Origin of the sequence: Domibacillus indicus, assembly GCF_000970685.1 — a bacterium.
In the GTDB taxonomy this organism is placed as follows: domain Bacteria; phylum Bacillota; class Bacilli; order Bacillales; family Domibacillaceae; genus Domibacillus; species Domibacillus indicus.
This window is the reverse complement of the sequence record NZ_LAJB01000003.1, coordinates 362,459-383,354: the sequence shown is the minus strand read 5'-3', so window position 1 is coordinate 383,354 and position 20,896 is coordinate 362,459. Positions and strand designations below refer to the sequence as shown.

At 45.0% G+C, this 20,896-nt stretch carries 14 protein-coding genes; 8 read left to right on the top strand and 6 right to left on the bottom strand.

All coding sequences use genetic code 11. The features are described from left to right. Nucleotides 1-87: 87 nt before the first annotated feature. From VP98_RS06210 to VP98_RS06200, 3 genes are all read left to right on the top strand, one after another. Nucleotides 88-2,313 carry a ribonucleoside-diphosphate reductase subunit alpha gene (locus VP98_RS06210; protein ID WP_046174470.1) on the top strand — a complete coding sequence of 742 codons (2,226 nt, stop codon included), beginning with the start codon at nt 88-90 and terminating at the stop codon, nt 2,311-2,313. Nucleotides 2,314-2,324: 11 nt separating this feature from the next. Next, nucleotides 2,325-3,365, top strand: coding sequence for a ribonucleotide-diphosphate reductase subunit beta (locus tag VP98_RS06205; protein ID WP_046174469.1), 1,041 nt, complete (start codon nt 2,325-2,327; stop codon nt 3,363-3,365). Between the two features lie 305 nt (nt 3,366-3,670). Beyond that, nucleotides 3,671-4,537 (top strand): CvfB family protein, encoded by an 867-nt coding sequence (locus VP98_RS06200; protein ID WP_046174680.1) that lies wholly within the window; start codon nt 3,671-3,673, stop codon nt 4,535-4,537. A gap of 170 nt (nt 4,538-4,707) precedes the next feature. On the opposite strand, the gene uraA is transcribed toward VP98_RS06200, so the two are convergent. The 3 genes from uraA to VP98_RS06185 form a co-directional block, all read right to left on the bottom strand. Then, nucleotides 4,708-5,970 (bottom strand): uracil permease, encoded by a 1,263-nt coding sequence (gene uraA / locus VP98_RS06195; RefSeq protein ID WP_046174468.1) that lies wholly within the window; start codon nt 5,968-5,970, stop codon nt 4,708-4,710. A gap of 106 nt (nt 5,971-6,076) precedes the next feature. Beyond that, the gene (locus VP98_RS06190) at nt 6,077-7,399 is read right to left on the bottom strand and encodes a trypsin-like peptidase domain-containing protein (RefSeq protein ID WP_052712153.1); all 1,323 of its coding nucleotides are present in this window, start codon (nt 7,397-7,399) and stop codon (nt 6,077-6,079) included. A gap of 130 nt (nt 7,400-7,529) precedes the next feature. Further along, entirely contained in the window at nt 7,530-8,930 is a 1,401-nt protein-coding gene (locus VP98_RS06185) for an alanine/glycine:cation symporter family protein (RefSeq protein ID WP_046174467.1), read from the bottom strand. A 402-nt stretch (nt 8,931-9,332) separates the two neighbouring features. Here VP98_RS06185 and serC point away from each other — a divergent pair, with 402 nt between their 5' ends. The 3 genes from serC to VP98_RS06170 all read left to right on the top strand — a co-directional run bounded on the left by serC (nt 9,333) and on the right by VP98_RS06170 (nt 15,152). Continuing rightward, nucleotides 9,333-10,427, top strand: coding sequence for a 3-phosphoserine/phosphohydroxythreonine transaminase (gene serC, locus VP98_RS18795; protein WP_046174466.1), 1,095 nt, complete (start codon nt 9,333-9,335; stop codon nt 10,425-10,427). Nucleotides 10,428-10,451: 24 nt separating this feature from the next. Then, nucleotides 10,452-11,612 (top strand): phosphoglycerate dehydrogenase, encoded by a 1,161-nt coding sequence (locus tag VP98_RS18790; RefSeq protein ID WP_046174678.1) that lies wholly within the window; start codon nt 10,452-10,454, stop codon nt 11,610-11,612. Nucleotides 11,613-11,753: 141 nt separating this feature from the next. Beyond that, nucleotides 11,754-15,152, top strand: a complete 3,399-nt coding sequence (locus VP98_RS06170) for a S8 family serine peptidase (protein ID WP_046174465.1) — start codon at nt 11,754-11,756, stop codon at nt 15,150-15,152. A 36-nt stretch (nt 15,153-15,188) separates the two neighbouring features. On the opposite strand, the gene VP98_RS18245 is transcribed toward VP98_RS06170, so the two are convergent. The 3 genes from VP98_RS18245 to VP98_RS06155 form a co-directional block, all read right to left on the bottom strand. Next, entirely contained in the window at nt 15,189-16,868 is a 1,680-nt protein-coding gene (locus VP98_RS18245) for a M14 family metallopeptidase (protein WP_052712151.1), read from the bottom strand. A gap of 106 nt (nt 16,869-16,974) precedes the next feature. Further along, the gene (locus VP98_RS06160) at nt 16,975-18,249 is read right to left on the bottom strand and encodes an efflux RND transporter periplasmic adaptor subunit (RefSeq protein ID WP_046174464.1); all 1,275 of its coding nucleotides are present in this window, start codon (nt 18,247-18,249) and stop codon (nt 16,975-16,977) included. Between the two features lie 18 nt (nt 18,250-18,267). Continuing rightward, nucleotides 18,268-18,930 (bottom strand): hypothetical protein, encoded by a 663-nt coding sequence (locus VP98_RS06155; RefSeq protein WP_046174463.1) that lies wholly within the window; start codon nt 18,928-18,930, stop codon nt 18,268-18,270. Between the two features lie 226 nt (nt 18,931-19,156). Here VP98_RS06155 and VP98_RS06150 point away from each other — a divergent pair, with 226 nt between their 5' ends. Both VP98_RS06150 and VP98_RS06145 read left to right on the top strand, forming a co-directional pair. Further along, nucleotides 19,157-19,708 carry a 3D domain-containing protein gene (locus VP98_RS06150; RefSeq protein WP_046174462.1) on the top strand — a complete coding sequence of 184 codons (552 nt, stop codon included), beginning with the start codon at nt 19,157-19,159 and terminating at the stop codon, nt 19,706-19,708. 356 nt (nt 19,709-20,064) lie between these two features. After that, nucleotides 20,065-20,829, top strand: a complete 765-nt coding sequence (locus VP98_RS06145) for a LysM peptidoglycan-binding and 3D domain-containing protein (protein WP_046174461.1) — start codon at nt 20,065-20,067, stop codon at nt 20,827-20,829. The last annotated feature ends 67 nt before the right edge of the window (nt 20,830-20,896 follow it).

Sequence of the window (20,896 nt, the reverse complement as noted above, 5' to 3'; positions counted from 1 at the left end):
TTTACTCATTCAGAGCGATGACTCAGCCGAAGAGGCTTGAAGCATCGCTCTTTTTATTGTGTTTACATCAAAAGGAGGAAATGCTTTATGACAATCAGCCTGATTTCAAACATTGATGAATTAGTACATAACATAACAAATGAATTTGGTGAAGAAAAACTCGGGCCGCTTTTGCGTGTAAGCGAGCGCTGGACGGCAAAGCGCCCGGATGCGGATCTGGATGCCTGGTCAAAAGCAATGACGCTTGAAGCGCTTAGTTTTATGGATGAAGAAGAACCTTATTGGACATTTGTGGCGGCGCGAATTTACCTGCAGCAAATATACCGGGCGATCGCAGGAAAACGCGGATTGACGCCGGAGCATGTTTATGGCGATTTTGCCTCCCACATTTACCGTGAAACAGAAAAAGGTCTTTATGATAAGCGGCTGATTGATGCATATACAAAACAAGAGCTTGAAGAAATCGGGAGGCTGATCGAGCCGGCACGTGATCAGCTTTTTACATACATTGGACTGAAAATGTTAATAGACCGCTATGTTGTCCGGGATTTTGATAAAACGCCGGTGGAGCTTCCGCAGGAGCGCTGGCTCACGATTGCAATGACGCTGATGCAAAATGAAAAAGAAAACCGCCTGGCGAAAATTGCCGAATCATACTGGGCAATGAGCAATTTATACATGACGGTTGCGACGCCGACTCTGTCAAATGCCGGCAAACCATACGGACAGCTGTCGAGCTGCTTTATCGACACGGTTGATGACAGCCTTCAGGGCATTTACGACAGCAATACCGATATTGCGACATTGTCGAAATACGGCGGTGGTATCGGCGTATACATGGGCAAAGTGCGCAGCCGCGGCTCTTCCATTCGCGGGTTTAAAGGGGCATCAAGCGGTGTTCTGCCATGGATCAAGCAGCTGAACAACACGGCAGTAAGTGTTGACCAGCTTGGCCAGCGCCAGGGCGCAGTAGCGGTTTACCTGGATGTATGGCATAAAGACGTATTTGCTTTCCTTGACTTGAAATTAAACAACGGGGATGAGCGCCTCCGTGCACATGATATTTTCACAGGTGTATGTCTTCCAGATTTGTTTATGGAAAAAGTAGACGCACGCGAAGAGTGGCACCTGTTTGATCCGCATGAAGTGCGCACAGTGATGGGCTTCTCGCTTGAAGATTATTATGATGAAGCACGCGGCAAAGGCTCATTCCGTGAAAAATATGAACAGTGTGTGCAAAACGAGCAGCTTTCCCGCGAAACAGTGCAGGCAATCGACATTATGAAGCGCATTATGCGCTCGCAGCTTGAAACCGGCGTTCCGTTTATGTTCTACCGCGATGAAGTGAACCGCCGCAATCCGAACAAGCATGAAGGCATTATTTACTCAAGCAATCTCTGCACGGAGATCGCCCAGAATACGAGCGCGACAGAATTTGAGTCTATTTCGCTTGAGGATGATATGGTGGTAACCCGCAAAAAGCCGGGCGATTTTGTAGTATGCAATCTGTCATCTATTAATCTCGGTAAGGCAGTGCCGGCGGATGTATTGGACCGCTTGATTCGCGTCCAGGTGCGCATGCTTGATAATGTTATTGATTTAAACATGATTCCTGTACCGCAGGCAGAGCGGACAAACAGCCGGTACCGCGGCATTGGCCTGGGCACCTTTGGCTGGCACCACCTGCTGGCGCTGAAAAACATCCGCTGGGAAGCGGACGAAGCCGTTCAATATGCGGATGAGCTCTATGAAACCATCGCCCGCTTAACGATCCAGGCATCTATGGAGCTGGCAAAAGAAAAAGGGGCATACCCGTTATTTGAAGGCTCAGAATGGCAGACAGGTGCTTATTTTGAAGCGCGCGGCTATGAAGGGGACGAGTGGGAGTCCCTGCGCAAAGAGGTGCGTGAAAACGGTATGCGGAACGGCTACTTAATGGCAGTTGCTCCAAACTCGTCTACTTCCATTATCGCTGGAAGCACGGCAAGTATTGATCCGATTTTCCAAAAGAGCTACTCGGAGGAAAAGAAAGATTACAAAATTCCGGTGACCGTGCCGGATTTAAATGCAGAAACAACCTGGTACTACAAATCTGCTTACTTTATCGACCAGCACTGGACACTGCGCCAGAATGCGGCGCGCCAGCGTCATATCGACCAGGGTGTTTCATTGAATTTGTACGTGCAAAACACGATCAAAGCAAAAGAACTGCTTGATCTGCATCTGGCCGCCTGGGATCAAGGACTGAAAACAACCTATTATGTCCGTTCAACATCAGTAGAATTGCTGGAATGTGAATCTTGTTCAAGCTAAGGAGGAACACCATGACACTTATTGAAAAACGAAAACTAATGGATAAAGAAGCACCAAACCGTTCGACAGCCATTGTAAATGGCCGTTCATCCAACGTGTTAAACTGGGATGACGTGAAATTTGACTGGGCGTATCCAAAGTACAAGCGGATGCTGGGGAATTTCTGGACACCATTTGAAATTAATATGAGCAATGACGTAAAACAGTTCCCGAATTTAGATGACAGCGAGCGGGAAGCATTTTTGAAAATTATTGGCCTGCTTGCACTTTTAGACAGTGTTCAAACAGATTATGCGGGCAAAGTAGCTGACTATTTAACGGACTCCAGCCTGCAGGCGCTGATGATTATTCTCGCCCAGCAGGAAGTAATTCACAATCACTCTTATTCGTATGTGCTCTCAAGCCTCGTTCAAAAGTCAAAGCAGGACGAAGTATTTGATTACTGGCGCAGTGAGCCGGTGCTTGAAAAGCGCAATGACTTTATTATCAAAGGCTACCAGTCATTTGCGGAAAGCCCGACCGTAGAAAATATGCTGGAGTCGATTGTGTACGATGTTATTTTGGAAGGCTTGTTTTTCTACTCGGGCTTTGCCTTCTTTTATCACCTGGCGCGCCACCAGAAAATGGTCGCCTCAAGCACGATGATTAACTATATTAATCGAGATGAACAGCTTCATGTAGATTTGTTCGTGAAAATTTATCAGGAGCTTTTAAATGAATATCCAGAGCTAAACACACCGGATCGCGCCGAAAAAGTACAGGCGATTTTCAAGGAGGCAGCGGAACTTGAAGTGGAGTGGGCCCGTGAAGTAATCGGAGATAAAATTGACGGACTGGATGTCGAGGATGTAGAAGCGTATATTTATTTCTATGCCAACGTACGCTGCCAGCAGCTTGGCTATGATAGACCGTACCCGGATTACCGGAAAAATCCGCTGAAATGGATCAAAGCATATGAAGATGTAGACCTTGGAAAAACGGATTTCTTTGAGCAGCGGTCACGCCAGTATGTAAAAATCAATGTGCAGGATAACGGATTTGATGAACTTTAAAATGAAATAAAAAACGGAAAATGCCGGAGCTTTTTGCTCCGGCGTTTTTGTTATCGTGGGCGGTATACTTTGGCCGCTTTTCGATTATTCATGTATTTTTTAACAATTGGATAAACGATAGGTCCGTACTTCATAGCCATTTTAATTAAATTTTTCATGCCACCAGATGAACGCGCCATATTTTTTCTCACCTTTCCATTGATGTGATTGCTATAAGTGTACCCGGCATTTGGATTGTTAAACATAAGAGCGGGAAAGCTGATATAATGAGAAGCAATGAGAATTTTGGAAAGGACGTGCGTATATTGGCTTTACAGGCTGGAACGATTGTAACATTACGCGTGAAAAACAGACAGGAGTACGGCTGGTTTCTTGAGAACGAAGAGGAAGAGGCTGTCTTGCTTCATAATAGTGAAATAAGGGATGGTTTTGAGCCGAATGAGCCGGTTGAAGTGTTTTTATACCAGGATCACTCCGGGCGGCTGGCGGCAACAATGGACCGCCCATTGATTACGCTTGGAGAATACGGATGGGTGGAAGTGGTCGGAGAAGAAATCAAGCACGGTGTGTTTGTAAATATCGGCATTTCCAAAGACGCACTTGTGTCAGAAGACGATCTTCCTTATAAATTTGAAGTTCGCCCGATTGAAGGAGACAAACTGTATTGTACATTGAAGCTTGATAAAAATGGCCGTTTGTTTGCGAAGCCGGCAACCGAAGAAAAGATCTGGGATATCGCCAGGCGGGCAAATAAAACAGATTTAAATAAAGAATTTACGGGAACCGTCTACCGGACAGGCAAAGCCGGTACCTGGATCGTAACGGATAATTTATACCGGGCTTTTCTGCATCCGAGCGAACGGGAGGATGAGCCGCGTGTCGGACAATCAGTGTCAGGCCGGATTATTGCCGTTCATGACGATGGTTCTGTCAACGTATCGCTGTTAGGGCGCCGGGTTGAACGCCAGGCAGACGATGCGGAACATATTTACGACTATTTAATGGGACGGGGAGGCAAGATGCCTTACTGGGATAAGAGCCTTCCAGAAGAGATCGAGAAACGCTTCGGTATCAGCAAAGGCGCGTTTAAGCGGGCTCTTGGCAAGCTTATGAAAGAAGGGCGGGCGTACCAGGAAGACGGCTGGACATATGCCGGCAAAAAACCGGAATAATCTTTTTAAAGAAAAGGTTATGGCGCGATTTGAAGTGATTTTGGCGCGATTTTTTGAAGAACTGGCGCAATAAAACAGGGAAATGGCGCGATTTAATAGAAATCGCGCCATTTCTGTCTAGAAACACGCCGTTTTTCAAGAAAAACGCGCCGTAGTTTCTGCTAATTCCGTTAATCGTTGTCATTCGTTAAGTTCAGCTTGGTAATAAGCGCAAAGAATAAGCTTAGCAAAATCGCCACTACTGTTGCGAGCGCCATTCCTTTCAGCTGCAGGTACCCCCATGTGAAAGTAGCACCAGAGAGCCCGATCACAAGCACAATAGTCGTTAAAATCATATTGGTCGTTTTAGAGTAATCCACTTTTGATTCAACAAGCATACGCAGGCCGCTTGCTGCGATAATTCCGAAAAGCAGCAGGGAAATTCCGCCCATAACCGGTGTTGGAATGGTTGAAATCAAAGCAGATAATTTTCCGAAAAACGATAATATGATCGCCATAACGGCTGCCCCGCCAATTACCCAGACAGAATATACTTTTGACAGTGCCAGTACACCTATGTTTTCGCCGTAGGTTGTATTAGGTGTGGAGCCGACAAAACCAGAGATCACCGTGGAAATGCCGTTTCCGAACAAGGAAACACCGAGACCGGGCTTTTTCATTAAATCGCGTTTGACAATATTCTGTGTAACAACAAGGTGGCCGATATGCTCGGCAACGACAACAAGAGCGGCCGGCGCGATAATCGCAATACTCGTCCAGTCGAACTCTGGTGCATAAAATTGCGGAAGAGCAAACATTTTTGCTTCCCGAACTGGAGTAAAGTCTACCATGCCAAACATCGCTGCAATAATGTAACCGGCAATAATCCCGATTAAAATCGGAATGATTTTCAGGAAGCCGCGGAACATTACATTACCAACAATCGTAATCCCAAGGGTCAGCATTGCGACAATAATCGTATTTCGATCCGGCGACCAGTTTTCTGAGCCGTCCGAGATAATACCTGCCATTTGCGCCGCAGTCGGCACAAGCTCGAGTCCAATAACGGCTACGATGGCGCCCATGGCCGCCGGAGGAAAGACAACGTCAATCCAGCCAGTGCCGGCAACTTTAATAATGCCCGAAATAAGAATAAAGATAAGGCCGACGATGATAAAGCCGCCCAGTGCCTGGTTATAGCTTCCTTCGGCAAGAACTAAAAAGACCGGGGACAAAAAAGCGAAGCTGGAGCCGAGATAAGCCGGGATCTGTCCTTTACAAAGAAAAATGTACAAAAGCGTGCCAATGCCGTTCATTAATAAAATGGTGGCAGGGTTAACGCCGAATAAAACAGGGACTAAAACTGTAGAGCCGAACATAGCAAATAAATGCTGGAGACTAAGCGGGATCAATGCCGGAATCGGCGGCCGCTCGTCAACTTGATAGGTACGCAAACTATACTCCTCCTAAATGACACACAAATTGTAGTTATTATACTTTAAAAATGACCATTTGACTACATGAAAAAAACAGAACCCCCAAAAAGGCTCTGTTTAAAAGTTACTGCATCATTAAAAGTTCTTCAAGGTCCAATTCATCGATAACCCCATCCTGGTTGATATCTTCGGTTACGTCAAGTACGTCGATGACGCCATCGCCATTCTGGTCTTCAAGTACAGGAAGCAGCTCTTCCTCCGCTGCTGGTTCTTCTGCAGCCGGTTCTTCTATAACCGGTTCTTCCTCAGCGGCAGGCTCTTCTTCGGCAGGTATTTCTTCGATGGGTTCTTCCTCTGGTTCTAAATAAGGAATTTCTTCTTCAGGAACCTGTTCCATGTAATCTTCAACAATAACGTCCTCTTCGGCTTTTTCTTCCACAGGTGCTTCCTCATACCACCAGTCTTCGGGAATATCATAGTAACCATATGTCTCATCGTCACTATATTCACCGCCGTCAAAATAGGCATCATTGTTCCAGTACTCCTGAAAAAACAGCAGGCCGTCTTCCGTGTAAAAAAGATTAGTAACTTCATCTTCTGAAAGAGGAGCAGCACTCCAATCATTCAGCATATCCGCTACATCTTTATAGGGAATGCTAAAGCCGATCGATTCTTCTTCCATTGACTTGGCCGAATTAATCGCAATAACACGACCTGTGCGCTTCGATACAAGCGGGCCGCCGCTGCTTCCGGGTGCAATAGCCGCCGATGTTTGATAGATATTGTCATAGGAATGAGGATCAATAATAAAGCTGCGGTCTACACCGGTAATGTAGCCGAATGTAGCCGTGTTTTCAAGTGAAAGTGGACTGCCAAGGGCGATGACTTCATCTCCAACCTGCGCTTTTTCATCCATCTCCATGTTTAGCGGTGTCCGGCCGGCCAGGCCCGGCACCCGAACAAGGGCGACATCTGTTTCGTTGGAATACCCGACGACAGTTCCTTCATGCTCGGTGCCGTCAATGTCTTTTACAATAACGTACACGGTCCCTTCCACCACATGTGCATTGGTTGCCACATCGCCCTGGTCATTAATTAAAAAGCCGGATCCCTGTCCATAATCGGTGAAGACGGTAAACACATTTTGCTGGGTCGCTGCAATAAGGTCAGTCAGCGATTTTTGTTCCTCTGCCGCTATTTCCTTTGGCGGGGCTACCGTCTCGCGGACAACAGCCTGTGCTTCCTGCTGTACAGGCTGAACGGCTTTTTGAGGCTCTTCTTTATTGCTTAATAAATAATAAATAAGGCCGCCGAACCCAAGCGCTATGACGATACATAAGAAACCAAGAAATTTAATAATAGGAAAGGATTGATTGCGCTTTCTCCCGCAGCCCGGGCAAAAGCGGGCGCGGCTTCCTACTTCCGTGCCGCATTTTGAACAAAACATTGAGGCACCTCCAATCGTTCTACATATTTTTCATTATATACCAATTCATATATGCAAAATAGAGCCTTGAAGGAGAAATCATTTTAGAAATCAAAAAAGCTGCCTCTTTCATTAAGAGGCAGCCGGCTTATCAGCTTACTTTTTTTCTTTCTTTTTTAAACTGGCCCTGGAAAAAGTCATCTGTTTCATTTTTAATCACCTTATACAGCAAAACTAAGCCGATTAAGTTTGGAATCATCATAAGCGCATTGGCCATATCCGCAAATGCCCAGACGGTCGTTAAACTTGCGACAGCACCGATTCCTGCTGCTGCAATATATACGGCGCGGTATACACCGATAAACCGGACGCCCGCTAAATACTCAAAGCATTTTTCCCCGTATACGTACCAGCCGACAATCGTTGAAAAACCGAAGAAGATCACCGACAGTGTAACGATCCATTCGCCGACAGTGCCAAGCACCGAGCCGAATGCGGCGGTTGTCAGGGCTCCTCCTTCAAGAGCAGCGTTATGCGGCACACCGGACAGGGAACCGCCCGTTGGGTCCCAAAAGCCAGTCATAAGCAGGGTGAGCCCCGTCATGGTGCATACGATGATCGTAACGATAAATGTCCCGGTCATCGCTACAAGAGCCTGTTTTACCGGGTGATCCGCCCGTGCGTTGCCGGCGATAAGAGCCGCTGTTCCAAGCCCTGCTTCATTTGAAAAAATGCCGCGGGATATACCGTTGCGAATCGCTTCAGAGACAACGATGCCCATAAAACCTCCTGAAGCGGCAACCGGATGGAAGGCATAATGGAAAATAAGCTGGAACGAAGGAATAATTTGATCATAATTCATGGCGATAATGATTAAAGAGCCGCCAATATACAAAAACGCCATAATCGGAACGAAAAAGCCGGCTACTGTACTAATGCGCTGGAGCCCGCCCAAAATAATAAGAGCTGTTAAAATAACGAGAATCAAGCCGGTTATCCAGCCGTCAATACCAAGGAAATTATCCATTACATCTGCAATTGTATTGGACTGAACACTGTTGCCGATGCCAAGCGCAGCAAAGGCTCCAAACAGGGCAAAAGCGACCGCGAGCCATTTAAACTTGCGGCCAAGTCCCAATTCTATATAGTACATGGGACCGCCGGAATACTCGCCATTTTTATTTTTGACGCGGTATTTCATTGCAAGAAGAGCTTCAGCGTACTTGGTCGCCATGCCGAGCAGTCCGACAACCCACATCCAGAAAATCGCCCCGGGTCCGCCGATCGTAACGGCCGTTGCCACCCCGGCAATATTGCCGTTGCCGATTGTTGCCGCAAGGGCGGTCATTAATGCTTTAAAGTTGCTGACGTCACCTTCCGCTTTTGAATCTTCCGCTGATTCTTTCGTAAAAGCCAGCTTAAATGCATATAAAAGCCGGTGAAACTGCAATCCGCGCAAAAGGATTGTCAGAAATAATCCCGTTCCAACCAGTAAAACTAAACTGGGGGTTCCCCAGAGAACTCCATTAATTTTTTGTAGAATATCCAGCATAAAGCTTGTACCTCCCTGAATCGATGATGTTTTGTCGTTATGTCCAGCTGATGTTTCTATCGTTTTTGTTAAAATACAAAAAAGAAGGCAGGGGTTTTTGGTGAAATGCACAATGTAGTATACCAACAGAAGAAAGGGCTGTCATAGAATTGACTAAAGTTCTACTATTTGAAAAATTTCTTCTTCTTTATAAAAACGAATGAATAAAAGAAAATTTAACAAAATGTTCGTAAATATAAGGAGCTCTTTTCGCGGGTGTTGTAAGCGTTAACAATAATGAATTCTATCGAAAAGCTAATAGAGGCACCCTTGATTAGTAGGGCGTGTTATTTTATAATTCGGGTATTGATAAAGCACAAATTTTCAGATTATCGAAAATAACACGAATGAAGGAGTAAGATGATGACACGAGTGTATAATTTCTCAGCAGGCCCTTCAATGCTGCCTCTAGAGGTGCTTGAAAAAGCACAGGCCGAACTTACAAACTACGCAGGTTCCGGCATGTCGGTGATGGAGCTGAGCCATCGTTCGAAATGGTTTACAGAAATCATCGAAACAGCGGAAGCCGTTTTGCGCAAGCTAATGAACATTCCGGACAACTATAAAGTGTTATTCATTCAGGGAGGCGCTTCCCAGCAGTTTGCAATGGTGCCGATGAACTTGTTTGCCGGCAGCAAAAAAGCAGATTTCGTTAATACAGGCTCCTGGTCAAAAAAAGCGATCAAAGAAGCAAAAAAATATGGGGAAGTACGTGTTATTGCGTCTTCTGAAGATAAGAACTTCAGTTACATACCGGCTGTGACCGCGGACATGATCGACCCGGAAGCGGATTTTGTTCATATTACAACGAACAATACGATTGAAGGAACCGTTTTTAATTCGATTCCGGACACAGGAAACGTACCGCTTGTAGCGGATATGTCGTCGAATATTTTGTCAGAAGAAATCGATGTTAGTAAATTCGGCATTATTTATGCCGGGGCGCAAAAAAACATCGGGCCGGCCGGATTAACGCTTGTCATTATTCGTGAAGACTTAATCGGGAAAGCAGATGCGTCAGTACCGACTATGCTGGATTATAAAACACATGCAGACAGCGGTTCGCTTTATAATACCCCGCCAACGTTCGGAATTTACATGGCAAAGCTTGTTTTCGAATGGCTGGAACAGCTTGGCGGCCTCAAAGCAATGGAAAGCATAAACCGTGAAAAAGCAGCCATTTTGTACAACTACCTTGATCAGTCTTCTATGTTCAGTTCACCGATCGAAAAAGCGGACCGTTCGTTAATGAACATTCCATTTGTTTCTCCAAGCGAAGAGCTGGACGCTTTATTTGTGAAAGAAGCGAAAGAAAAAGGGCTGGAAACATTAAAAGGACACCGTTCGGTTGGCGGAATGCGTGCAAGTATTTATAACGCGATGCCGGTTGAAGGCGTAAAAGCACTTGTTGCTTTTATGGAAAAATTCGAACAGACTCACTCAGTGGAAGGGAAGTAACGAAACGTGTATACAATCAAATCAATGAATAATATTGCCGAAGTCGGCTTGAATGTATTTAACAACGCAGAAAATTTTCAAGTTAATGATGATACAAATGCGCCTGATGGAATTATTTTGCGAAGCGCAAATCTGCACGATGCGGAATTTAACCAGAATGTAAAAGCAATCGCACGGGCAGGCGCAGGGGTCAATAACATTCCTGTTCAGGCGTGCACAGAGCGCGGAATTGTTGTTTTCAACACACCGGGTGCAAATGCTAACGCAGTAAAAGAACTGATTTTAACAACAATCATGGCGGTTTCCCGCAATTTGTTCGACGGTGTCAGCTGGACAAAAGAATTACAGGGACAGGGCGATGCGATTCCGAAGCTTGTCGAAGCAGGCAAAAAGCAATTTGTCGGCCGTGAAGTAAAAGGAAAAACGCTCGGCGTTATCGGCCTCGGCCATATTGGAGCGCTGGTAGCGAACAATGCGCTCGACCTTGATATGGATGTTATCGGCTTTGACCCGTTTATTTCTGTCGATACGGCTTGGAATTTGTCACGCAACGTACAGCGGGCTTTGACAATTGAGCAATTATTTGCAGCGAGCGACTATATTACAGTACATGTTCCCTTAACAGACAACACACGCGGCATGTTTAACAAAGAAGCATTCTCTGTAATGAAAAATGGAGCGGTTATCCTGAATTTCTCACGCGGCGAGCTTGTAAACGAGGAAGATATGCGTGCGGCGCTTGAGAGCGGCAAGGTCGGCAAATATGTAACAGATTTCCCGAATGAAAATGTTATCGGCATGAAAAATGTGATTCCGATTCCGCATTTAGGGGCATCCACTACAGAATCAGAAGAAAACTGTGCGATTATGGCGGCACGCCAAATGAAAGATTACCTGGAAACAGGCAATATTAAAAACTCTGTAAACTTCGGGAATGCAGAACTTCCATTTACCGGGAAGCGCCGGGTTACGGTAGCCCACAAAAATGTGCCAAACATGGTTGGCCAGATTACAGGAGCCCTGTCTGAATATGATTTAAATATTGCAGACATGGTAAATCGCAGCAAAGGCGACTATGCTTATACGCTCATTGATATTGACAACCAGGTAAATGGTGAAGTGATTCCTGGTTTAACTGAAAAACTATCTACTATCTCCGGCGTGATTTTGGCCCGTATTATCTAAACAAAAAGCGGTTTTAAGCGTATTGCTTAAAACCGCTTTTTTATTTGTAAATAAATTTTTCCCTTACTTGAAAATTTTTGAAACCATTTTTCTTTTTTTCATGTATGATTAAGAGAAGTAAATGTGAATGGGGGATTTTGTTTGAAGAAGTGGAAGCAAATCATGGCCGCAGCTGCCAGTGTCTCGCTTATCGTCCCGGGTGCGGCATTCGCTGAAGTGCCGTTATCGGATAAAGAAGCGCAGTATAAAACAGCCCAGGTCGATAAGCAGGTAACGGATTCACAAACACTTGTGATTAAATACTCCGGGGCACTGCCGGAAAGTGTACATAAAAAAGCAGGTGTATCGGTTATAAAGCGTCTCCCCGGCTTAAAATATGATGTTGTGCAGGTACCTAAATCCAAGAAGCTGAGCGAGGTCATCAGCGTTTACAAAACACGCTCAGAAGTAAGGGCGATTACACCGAGCATTCAATACAAAGCCGCAGCTGGAACGCCTGATCCGAAAGCGTCCAGGATGAATCATTTGGCAATGCTGAATATGGGAAAAGCTCTCTCATATGCCGGGAAAAACAATGTAACAATTGCTGTTGTTGATTCCGGTGTGGACTATAAGCATCCGGATTTAAAGGCGAATTTGCTGAAGCCGTATAATGTCGTAAATCCAGCACGGAATCCCGTTCGTCATATGCATGGGACGCACGTGGCGGGCATTATTTCATCCTTAAAAGATAACGGCCTTGGCGGCTACGGTATTTTTCCGAACGCGAAGATTCTGCCGGTTGATGTGTTTAACGGCTCTGAAACCGCTAATGACTTTGCGATTGCAGAAGGCATTACGTACTCAGTCGATCAAGGGGCAGATGTTATTAATTTAAGTCTTGAGAGTGCCCTGCCATCCGCTGTTATCGAAGAAGCCGTTCAATACGCTATTGATTCCGGCGCAGTGGTAGTGGCTGCGGCAGGAAATGGAGCAACAGACCAGTATGCATACCCGGCTGCTTATCCGGGCGTCATTAGCGTAGGAAACATAAATGGTTCAAAAACCTTATCAGACAGCTCCAATTATGGCGCCTCGGTTGACGTAGTGGCGCCGGGTGAAGACATTTACAGCACTTACTATGACGCAGAGTCCGGCTCAAAATTTGAACGGCTTACCGGTACATCAATGGCGTCACCGATGGTAGCAGCTGCAGCTGGTTTGCTCAAATCCAAGTATCCGGACTTAACCGCGTTTGAGATCGAATACATTTTAGAGCAGACGGCAACGGATCTTGGCGAAAAAGGATACGACTTAACCTATGGAAACGGCTTAATTAACCCGTTAAATGCGCTCAAATTTGATATCAAAAAGCTGCCGAAACGCCCTCAGGTTTCCGGCGAAGAAATTTTAAAAACAGCAAAAGAAATTAAAGAAGGCAGTCAGTCATTTAAAGGAGCATTTAAATCCCCGGGAACGATGCACTGGTTTAAAGCAAATGTAACAGAAGGGCAGCATGTGCAGACCGTTCTTGATGGAAGTAAAGGATATGACTACGCCCTGGAATTATATTTTATTCCGGAAGGCGGAGATCCGCAGTACATTCGTGATGTAGACCGGACCCTGGTAAACGGCCAGGAAGGGTATCTGTATACAGCCAGTGAAGCGGGGACACTCGTTATCGGGGTAAAAGATGCGAACGGCAACTACAATGCAGCCGGAAAATCCGCTTTCACGCTGCAGGCGGAAAAGCTGGCGCCGATTACACCGGATCAAGCTTCGCCTGAACAGCCGGTCGCGATCACGTCACTTCCATACACGAAAAATGACTTTACATTATACAGCGGAGAACCAGAAATGCCGGATTCGGATTATTTCACTCTATCGGTAGATGAAGAAAAACTGCTGTCTCTATCTGTTTCAGCCCTGCCCGGTGTTGATTCTGCCATTAATGTGTATATGAAAGAGGGCGAGGAAGAGTATTCAATTGTGAACGGAAATAACTACCCTGTAAACGAAGGCGAAACCGTCTCGTTCCAGGCAGTGCCGGGAGCGGAATACAAAGTCGAAGTAACGAACGGGGCATTTAACGAAGATATTTTCTTTGGCTCTATTACGGACCTTCTTTCGCTTGATGCTTCCATGCTTGATTTGCTGTCGGCAGGTGAATCGGCAGCACCGTATACCTTTAAAGTAGAAGAACGGACGATCCCGGTGGATGAAGATGGGCTGCCGGAAGAAGCAACGCTTGAAGACAGCCTGGCAGATGGAGAGATTACACCGGACGAGTATGGTGAAATGAAAGAAGAAGAACTGATTGATGGCGAAGAAGAACCAGCCGAAAGCGGCTATATCCTTGAAAAAGCCGTTCCTTATACAGTTGGCAGCAGCAAACAGGGGTATTTCCAGTTTGTCTTTGATGAAGATTATTACCGCTTCGTACCGAACTCTGATGGCATTTATTCATTTGAAGTCAAACAAGCGGGAGCCCAGCCTCCATCTATGACAATAATGGAAACCGACCCGGAAACGGGAGAACTGATTCCTGTTACCGGCAACGGGGGAGAAATGGATTTAATCTCGGCGCTGCTTGGCGGCCTAAGCGAATCAGGAAAAGTAAACGTGGCTTTAAAGAAAGGAAAGTCTTATATTCTGCAGGTATTGAACAACGCTGAAAACATTTCAGCAGATCCATACACGATTCAGTCGAAACGGATCGCAAACCTGCCGGCAGAAAAAGATTCAGACGCCAATTTACCGGAAAATGGCTTAAATGTAACAGCCGGCAAGGCGGTGCAAAACTACTTTATTCAGTCTGGAGATATGGATTATTACTATTTTATGAACGGCAGCAGCCCGCGCATCTATACGCTGGATATAGCCGGAAGTCCCCTTACTGCCTCGCAGAAAGCGGGTATTCCACTTGAGCTTCGCCCGGGGCATATCTTTTCTGGCGGTATCGCAGAGGATACAAATGGGGATAAAATATTAGATGAGGAAGAAATGAAGCGCATCATGCCGTTTGGTCCAGATTTCCTTTCTCTACTGTCTCTTGCCATTGAGCCTGATGTTCATACCTCTTTTGCGGCAAAAGAAGGAACCGGCTATTTCATTCAAGTGGCACCATTTTTACAAACAGGCCCGAATTTGCAGCCATATGAATTCAAAATAGGCGCTACCTATAACCAGACGAAGGATGGAGACGGGAAAGTCACCAATCATGTGCCGGCCAAGCCGCTTGCCCTTAAAACAACAGGCGGAAAATATGGTGCGAGAGGCTACTTTAATACGGGGCTTTCATTCGGTGATACCGATCATTTTGCGCTTAATCTGAAAAAAGAAAGCAGCGTATCCATTTCACTTTCTGCTGGAAAAGGCCTTGACGGCGTAATAGAAATTTATAACGCAAAAGGGACGCTTGTTTCTTCGTTTGATCACTATGGCAAAAATGATGAAGAGCTTGCAAATCTGAAACTGGCAAAAGGAACATATTATATTGAAGTAAGTGAAGCGAATGGAACAGCTTCAACCGTTCCATATGAATTGATTGTGAAAAAGTAAACCAAAAGGGGCTGCCTTAAGAGGCAGCCCCTTTTTTTATTTAATGGTTTCATTTGCAAGCATTAAGCCGATGGTATTGTTTTGTTTCCATATACTTGAGAAGTACACGAGCGGGACTGGACGGTTGCCGACATATGGAGATACTTCAATCGTAAATCCAGGCTTCTGCTCGTTTTGGACAAACCAGTCATTAAATCCGCCGCCGCTCGGGTTTGAACGCGGAGCGACCAGGCTGTAGCCTGTTTTGGCGCTTACTTTTTTGGCTAACGCATAATCACGTGTTTTACGCGCACCGGACTGATGAAAATGCCAAAAAATAATTTGTCCTGAGCTATGATAGGAAGCGCTCGTTTTAAAGGAATGCTTTAACGTGAAATCGTACATTGCTTTGGCCTCGGGCTCACTCAGCGGTTTCGGACCTTTGTAATTTTGGGAAGAAGGCTTCCCAGGATTGCAGCAGATCGTAGACCAGGTCGCCGGATACTGGCGGTTTAAATCAACGCCGCGTACGTTTGCTTTCCAGGCGGAAAAATTCGCGCTGCCGCCGTTTATTTTTAAAGCAGCCGCTTTATTTTTTGCGCTGTTCGCTCCAAGCTGAACAAGAGAAACACCATCAGGATTCACCATCGGGACAAAATAAAGCGATGTTTTCTTTAAAATAGACTGAACATTGTATCCGTTCATTCTGCCATTGGTTTTATAAAGACTCGCATATTGATCGGCCATTTCCATTACTACATTCGTAGTAATATGCTCGCGGGCATGGTGGGAGGCATTGATCAATACTTCTTCTTTGCCGGTGCCAAGCTTCAGGGCATACAAATCGCGGCCATCCACGGATTTTCCGATGGTTTCAAGCGAAGCGATATCAGGATGCCACTGCACAATTTCTTTTAAATCTTTAATCATCTGGCTGTAGGTAATGGTTTTATAAGGGTCCACGTAGTTGCCTGTATATAAGGCAGTGTCGGCTTTACGGACATAAGCGCTTCTGCCGCCGATACTGACGATATAATAATCACCATATGCGGCGCGTGTGTCCAGCATAACACCCGGAAGCATACGGGCCATGACAGAAAGCTGCCCATTTTTCGAATAAAGAAGCTCGGCTGTTTTTTTTATCATTACTTTATTCCGGTACGCTTTTCCTGTTTGAACACCGCCCGAAAGAGCGGCGGAAGGCAAATAGGAAACTTCAGACTCTTTTACATAAGCGGTGCCATTGCCCAAAATAAAAGAAACATAGCCATTTTCCGAGCTTTTTTTCTTCCATATTTCTCCTGAAAGCAAGCGGCCTGCTTTCACCATCTGCCCATCTTTCTGTTCAAATAACTCGGCATCTGAAAGAAGCTGAAAATAAGCTCCGGTGCTGGCTTCAGAAAGAGTTGCAGCCGGTACAGAAGCGGACACAGATTTTTCGTTAGAAGCAGAAGGTTCCGAGGCAGGTGGTGCAAGATAGGCGGTATTGATAAATCCGATCTGGCCGTTCCATTCGACTGTTGCTTCTTCGCCTGAACGGCTGATTAAAAGGACATTCGTTCCGGCTGAAATCGAAACTCCCTGCCGGTTCTCGCTGTCTGATGGCGAAGTAAAGAAAACCGTGTCGACTGTTGTTTCCATATACACAGAAGCAGCTTCCTCCGCCTCGGAGACAAACGGGGGGAACAAGCAGAAGAGGAGCAGGGCAGTAAATAGAATTAAAGAATAATTTTTCATTTTTTCCTCCAAATAGACTCTTTTGTTACTATTTTACCAGAATAAAAGAATATAAAGGAAGAAAACATAAAAAAACTGCCTCTTATTAAAAGAGGCAGCAGGATGCTTACGATAAAAAGCCCATAAGCGTATATTTCATTTTTTCAGTGCGGGACAGCTCGTTCCACGGTTTCTTTTTCACATGGTCGGCATCAATCGGTGTAATGAAAGGGCCGTGCTTCATAACCAGCTCATGCGGGTCAATGACAATCACTTCTCCGGCTTCTACACCGCTTGTAACTTGATAGATGCCATCAACGTGAAGGTCGGTTTCAATTTGCCGGCGCTCTAAAAGTCCCTGCGTGTTTAAAACGACAGCATACGCTTTTTTATTTTTCTTTACAATAGCGGTATTTGGAATCGTTACGGCACCGCTTGCTTCAGCTGTCACAATTTTTACGTTCGCTTTCAACCCTGGATACAGCTCACTTGTTTCACCATCTGTCAGCTGGGCCGAGTAAGGATACAGGCTTTTTCTTTTTACTGACGGCTCCTCTTCAGGGTATGAGCTGACCAGGTCCAGGGAGCCGCCGAACTGTCCGAGCGTTGTATCAACTGCCACTTCAATTCTTTGTCCTGTTTCTGCTTTGGCAACCTGCTTTTCATCCAAAACACCCTGCACAGCAGGAACCGATGAATTAATAATTAACAATGGATTATTAAGGCTTGTATCAACTTCTTTTACATAGCCCTCACTTGTACTTTTCACGATAAGGCTGCTTTTCTTCGCTTCCTGGGCGGCGATCAGTGTATCGTACTTTTTCACTTCTTCCTGAAGCTTTTGTTTTTCGGTTTCCTGCTGCAGGATATCTTTTTCAATCGTTGTACTTGCATCACCATTTTGAATGATCGTAACGCTCGTGTCTCTGTCACTATCGCTGTCAGTATCATAAGAAGAAGGGATATCCGTAGCAGAATTATCGCTTTCCTCGCTCTCAGCTTGTGATAAAAGAATACGCATTTGGCTCAGCTGGTTATCAATTAAGGAAATTTGCTGCTGCGTTTGCTCTTTTTCTGCTGTTAAGCGGGCAATTTCGTCATCAATTCCGTCAGACGAGTATTCAAATAAGTCGGTACCCGGTCCAATCGCATCGCCTTCTTTAACAAAAACCTGCTTGAGCGAGCCTTTGCTTTCATCAAAATAAATCGGATATTCATCGGAAGGGACGATTACACCTTCAGCGGAGAAAGATTGTACCACGTCACCTGTTTCGGAACGATCCCAGTCTGTCAGCCATTCTGATCGTGCTGCTTTGCTGTCTTCTTTAAAAATCAAATATAAATTCCCGGCTATAACGGCGGCACTTGCCACGAGCCAGACCTGTTTTTTTATTTTTTTCACTGTGTCCACCTCTCTTCGTTAAAACAAGTTTTCGACATGAATCGATGTAAACAATGTTGCTAGAATCCAGAATGCAAGACCGATCAAAAATACCATGAAGAAAACGAAAAGAGGTTTTCTTGCTTGCGATGCACGTAAAAAACGATATTGAATAACAAGAATCCAGATTTGAAAAATAGAAATAAAGCTGAAAAAACGAATGGCAATTACGTTGTCTGTTGCATACTGGGCCAGAACACCCAATGAAAAAGGCGAGGAATCACGTGGAATAGAAAAAAACACATTCCATATGATCAGCAGCGCGAATTCAACCAAATAAATTAAAAATACCATGCACTGCAGGGCGATTAATTTTTTAAACTCTAATTCTAGAAATGTCCAGAATAGAAGAGCCGGGATAAAAATAAAGAAAAAAGGAAGCAGCAGCCCTGCAAGCCCCGAACCCGCTGTAAATAGAAGTTTCAGCCATTCATATGTATATATATCGGATTTGGCCATGTAAGTGGAAATGGTTTCACTTTGTATGCCCAAGGCGCCGGCAAGCAAGGACAAAAGGAAACTAATGAAAACCAGTAATGAAAATTTTGTCCATAAACCGCGAATTTTTTCGGCCTGTGATAGCTGTGCGAGTTCATGAGTAGTACGAAACAGCCCTTTGAAAAGCTGAAGCCGATAAATCATTGCAAAATCTCCCATCAAGTAGAATATAAATAGATCAATTTTCATTATATACAACTATTGTTAGATCGACCAATAATAATTCATATTATTGGTCTATTTTTAAATTGTCAGAATTATTAAAAATCAGAAATGTTAATGTAATATAACGAACATCGTAGTGTAATAGTCTTGAAACAGAACCGTGTTACAATCAATCTCGTGTTACAAAACTAGGAGGTAATGATACGTGAAAAAAATGGCCATGTCTTTTCTTGCTGCAATGATGATTTTTTCAGCTTCTGCGGCACAAGCAGCAGCCGCTACTTACACGGTTCAAAAAGGTGATACGCTTTACGGTATTTCAAAACGCTACAGTACAACGGTAGATCAATTGAAGAAGTGGAACAGCCTTTCCTCTAACACTATTAAAATTGGACAAAAGCTTTCTATCGGCAGCACGGCAGCCGCAACTTCTGCTCCGGCGCCACAATCAAGCACAAAAAGCGTTCAAAAAGAACTTACAGTTAAATCAACTGCGTATACTGCATATTGCAGCGGATGCTCCGGCATTACTGCAACAGGCATTAACTTAAAGAAAAACCCAAATGCAAAAGTCATTGCCGTGGATCCTAAAGTGATTCCGCTTGGCACAAAAGTATATGTTGAAGGCTACGGTGAGGCGGTTGCCGGTGATACTGGCGGCGCTATTAAAGGAAATAAAATCGATGTGCATATGTCTACGTCACAAAAAGCAAGAAACTGGGGCGTGCGCACAGTAAAAGTTCAAATTTTAAAATAAATTGTCAAGGGAGCTGGCGCAGGCCGGCTCCCCTTTTTTGTATGTAATTGGTTTATATGTGACGGAATTATTACGAATTCGAGGTAAACGCTTTTATGTAATAAGAACGTCATATTTGAACATAAAAGCGTAACTTTCTTTTAAAAACATTACACTCTTTGGCGTGCTACAATGAATCTCGTTAGGTCGTTGAAGAAAAACGGCCATCCGGGGAAAGGCGTCCTCAATCAAGCGCTTATCGCGCTTTTATATAAATTAGTTGTTGTCCCTACAGTCACGGAAAGCAAAGTGTAAAAAATTCTTGCGTACGCATGCCACGTCATGCCGGCAGGAACAATCCAGGAGGTTTTTCTATTATGAAAAAGCAAATCATGGCACTAGCAGCAACAACAGTAATCAGCGGCGGCGTATTCGGTACTGCTGCATCAGCTAGCTCATATACAGTACAATCAGGCGACACATTATGGAGCATCTCTCAAAAAACGGGTACAACAGTTGACCAATTAAAAGCAGCAAACGGACTATCTTCAAACATGATTTATGCCGGCGAAACAATTCAAACATCTGGTTCAGGCGGCACAGCACAGGCAGCATCAAGCGGCAATGGTACATACACAGTTAAAGCCGGTGATACGCTTTTCAAAATTGCAACAGCACACGGCATCTCCGTTGAATCATTAAAGTCAATTAACGGCCTGTCATCAAATCTAATTTATCCAGGCGAGCAATTGTCAACCAACGGATCAGCTGCACCGGTACAAGCAGCATCAGCACCAGCACAGCACACAACACAAGCAGCTGCCCAGCCTGTACAGGAGTCAGCACCGCAGGGTAAAACAATTACAGTGACTGCAACTGCATACACAGCAGAATGTGCCGGCTGCTCAGGGATCACAGCGACAGGTATTGACCTTCGCAGCCAGCCAAACAAAAAAGTCATCGCGGTTGATCCTAATGTTATCCCGCTAGGCACACGTGTATATGTTGAAGGCTACGGTGAAGCAATTGCCGGCGATACAGGCGGCGCGATTAAAGGCAATAAAATTGATCTTCATGTACCAAACAATGACGCTGCATACAGCTGGGGCGTACGTACAGTTAACGTAACGATCCTTAACTAATCAGCTAATAAAAAAACCGGCCGGTTTTATCCGAGCCGGTTTTTTATATTTCACTTTTTGGGACAGG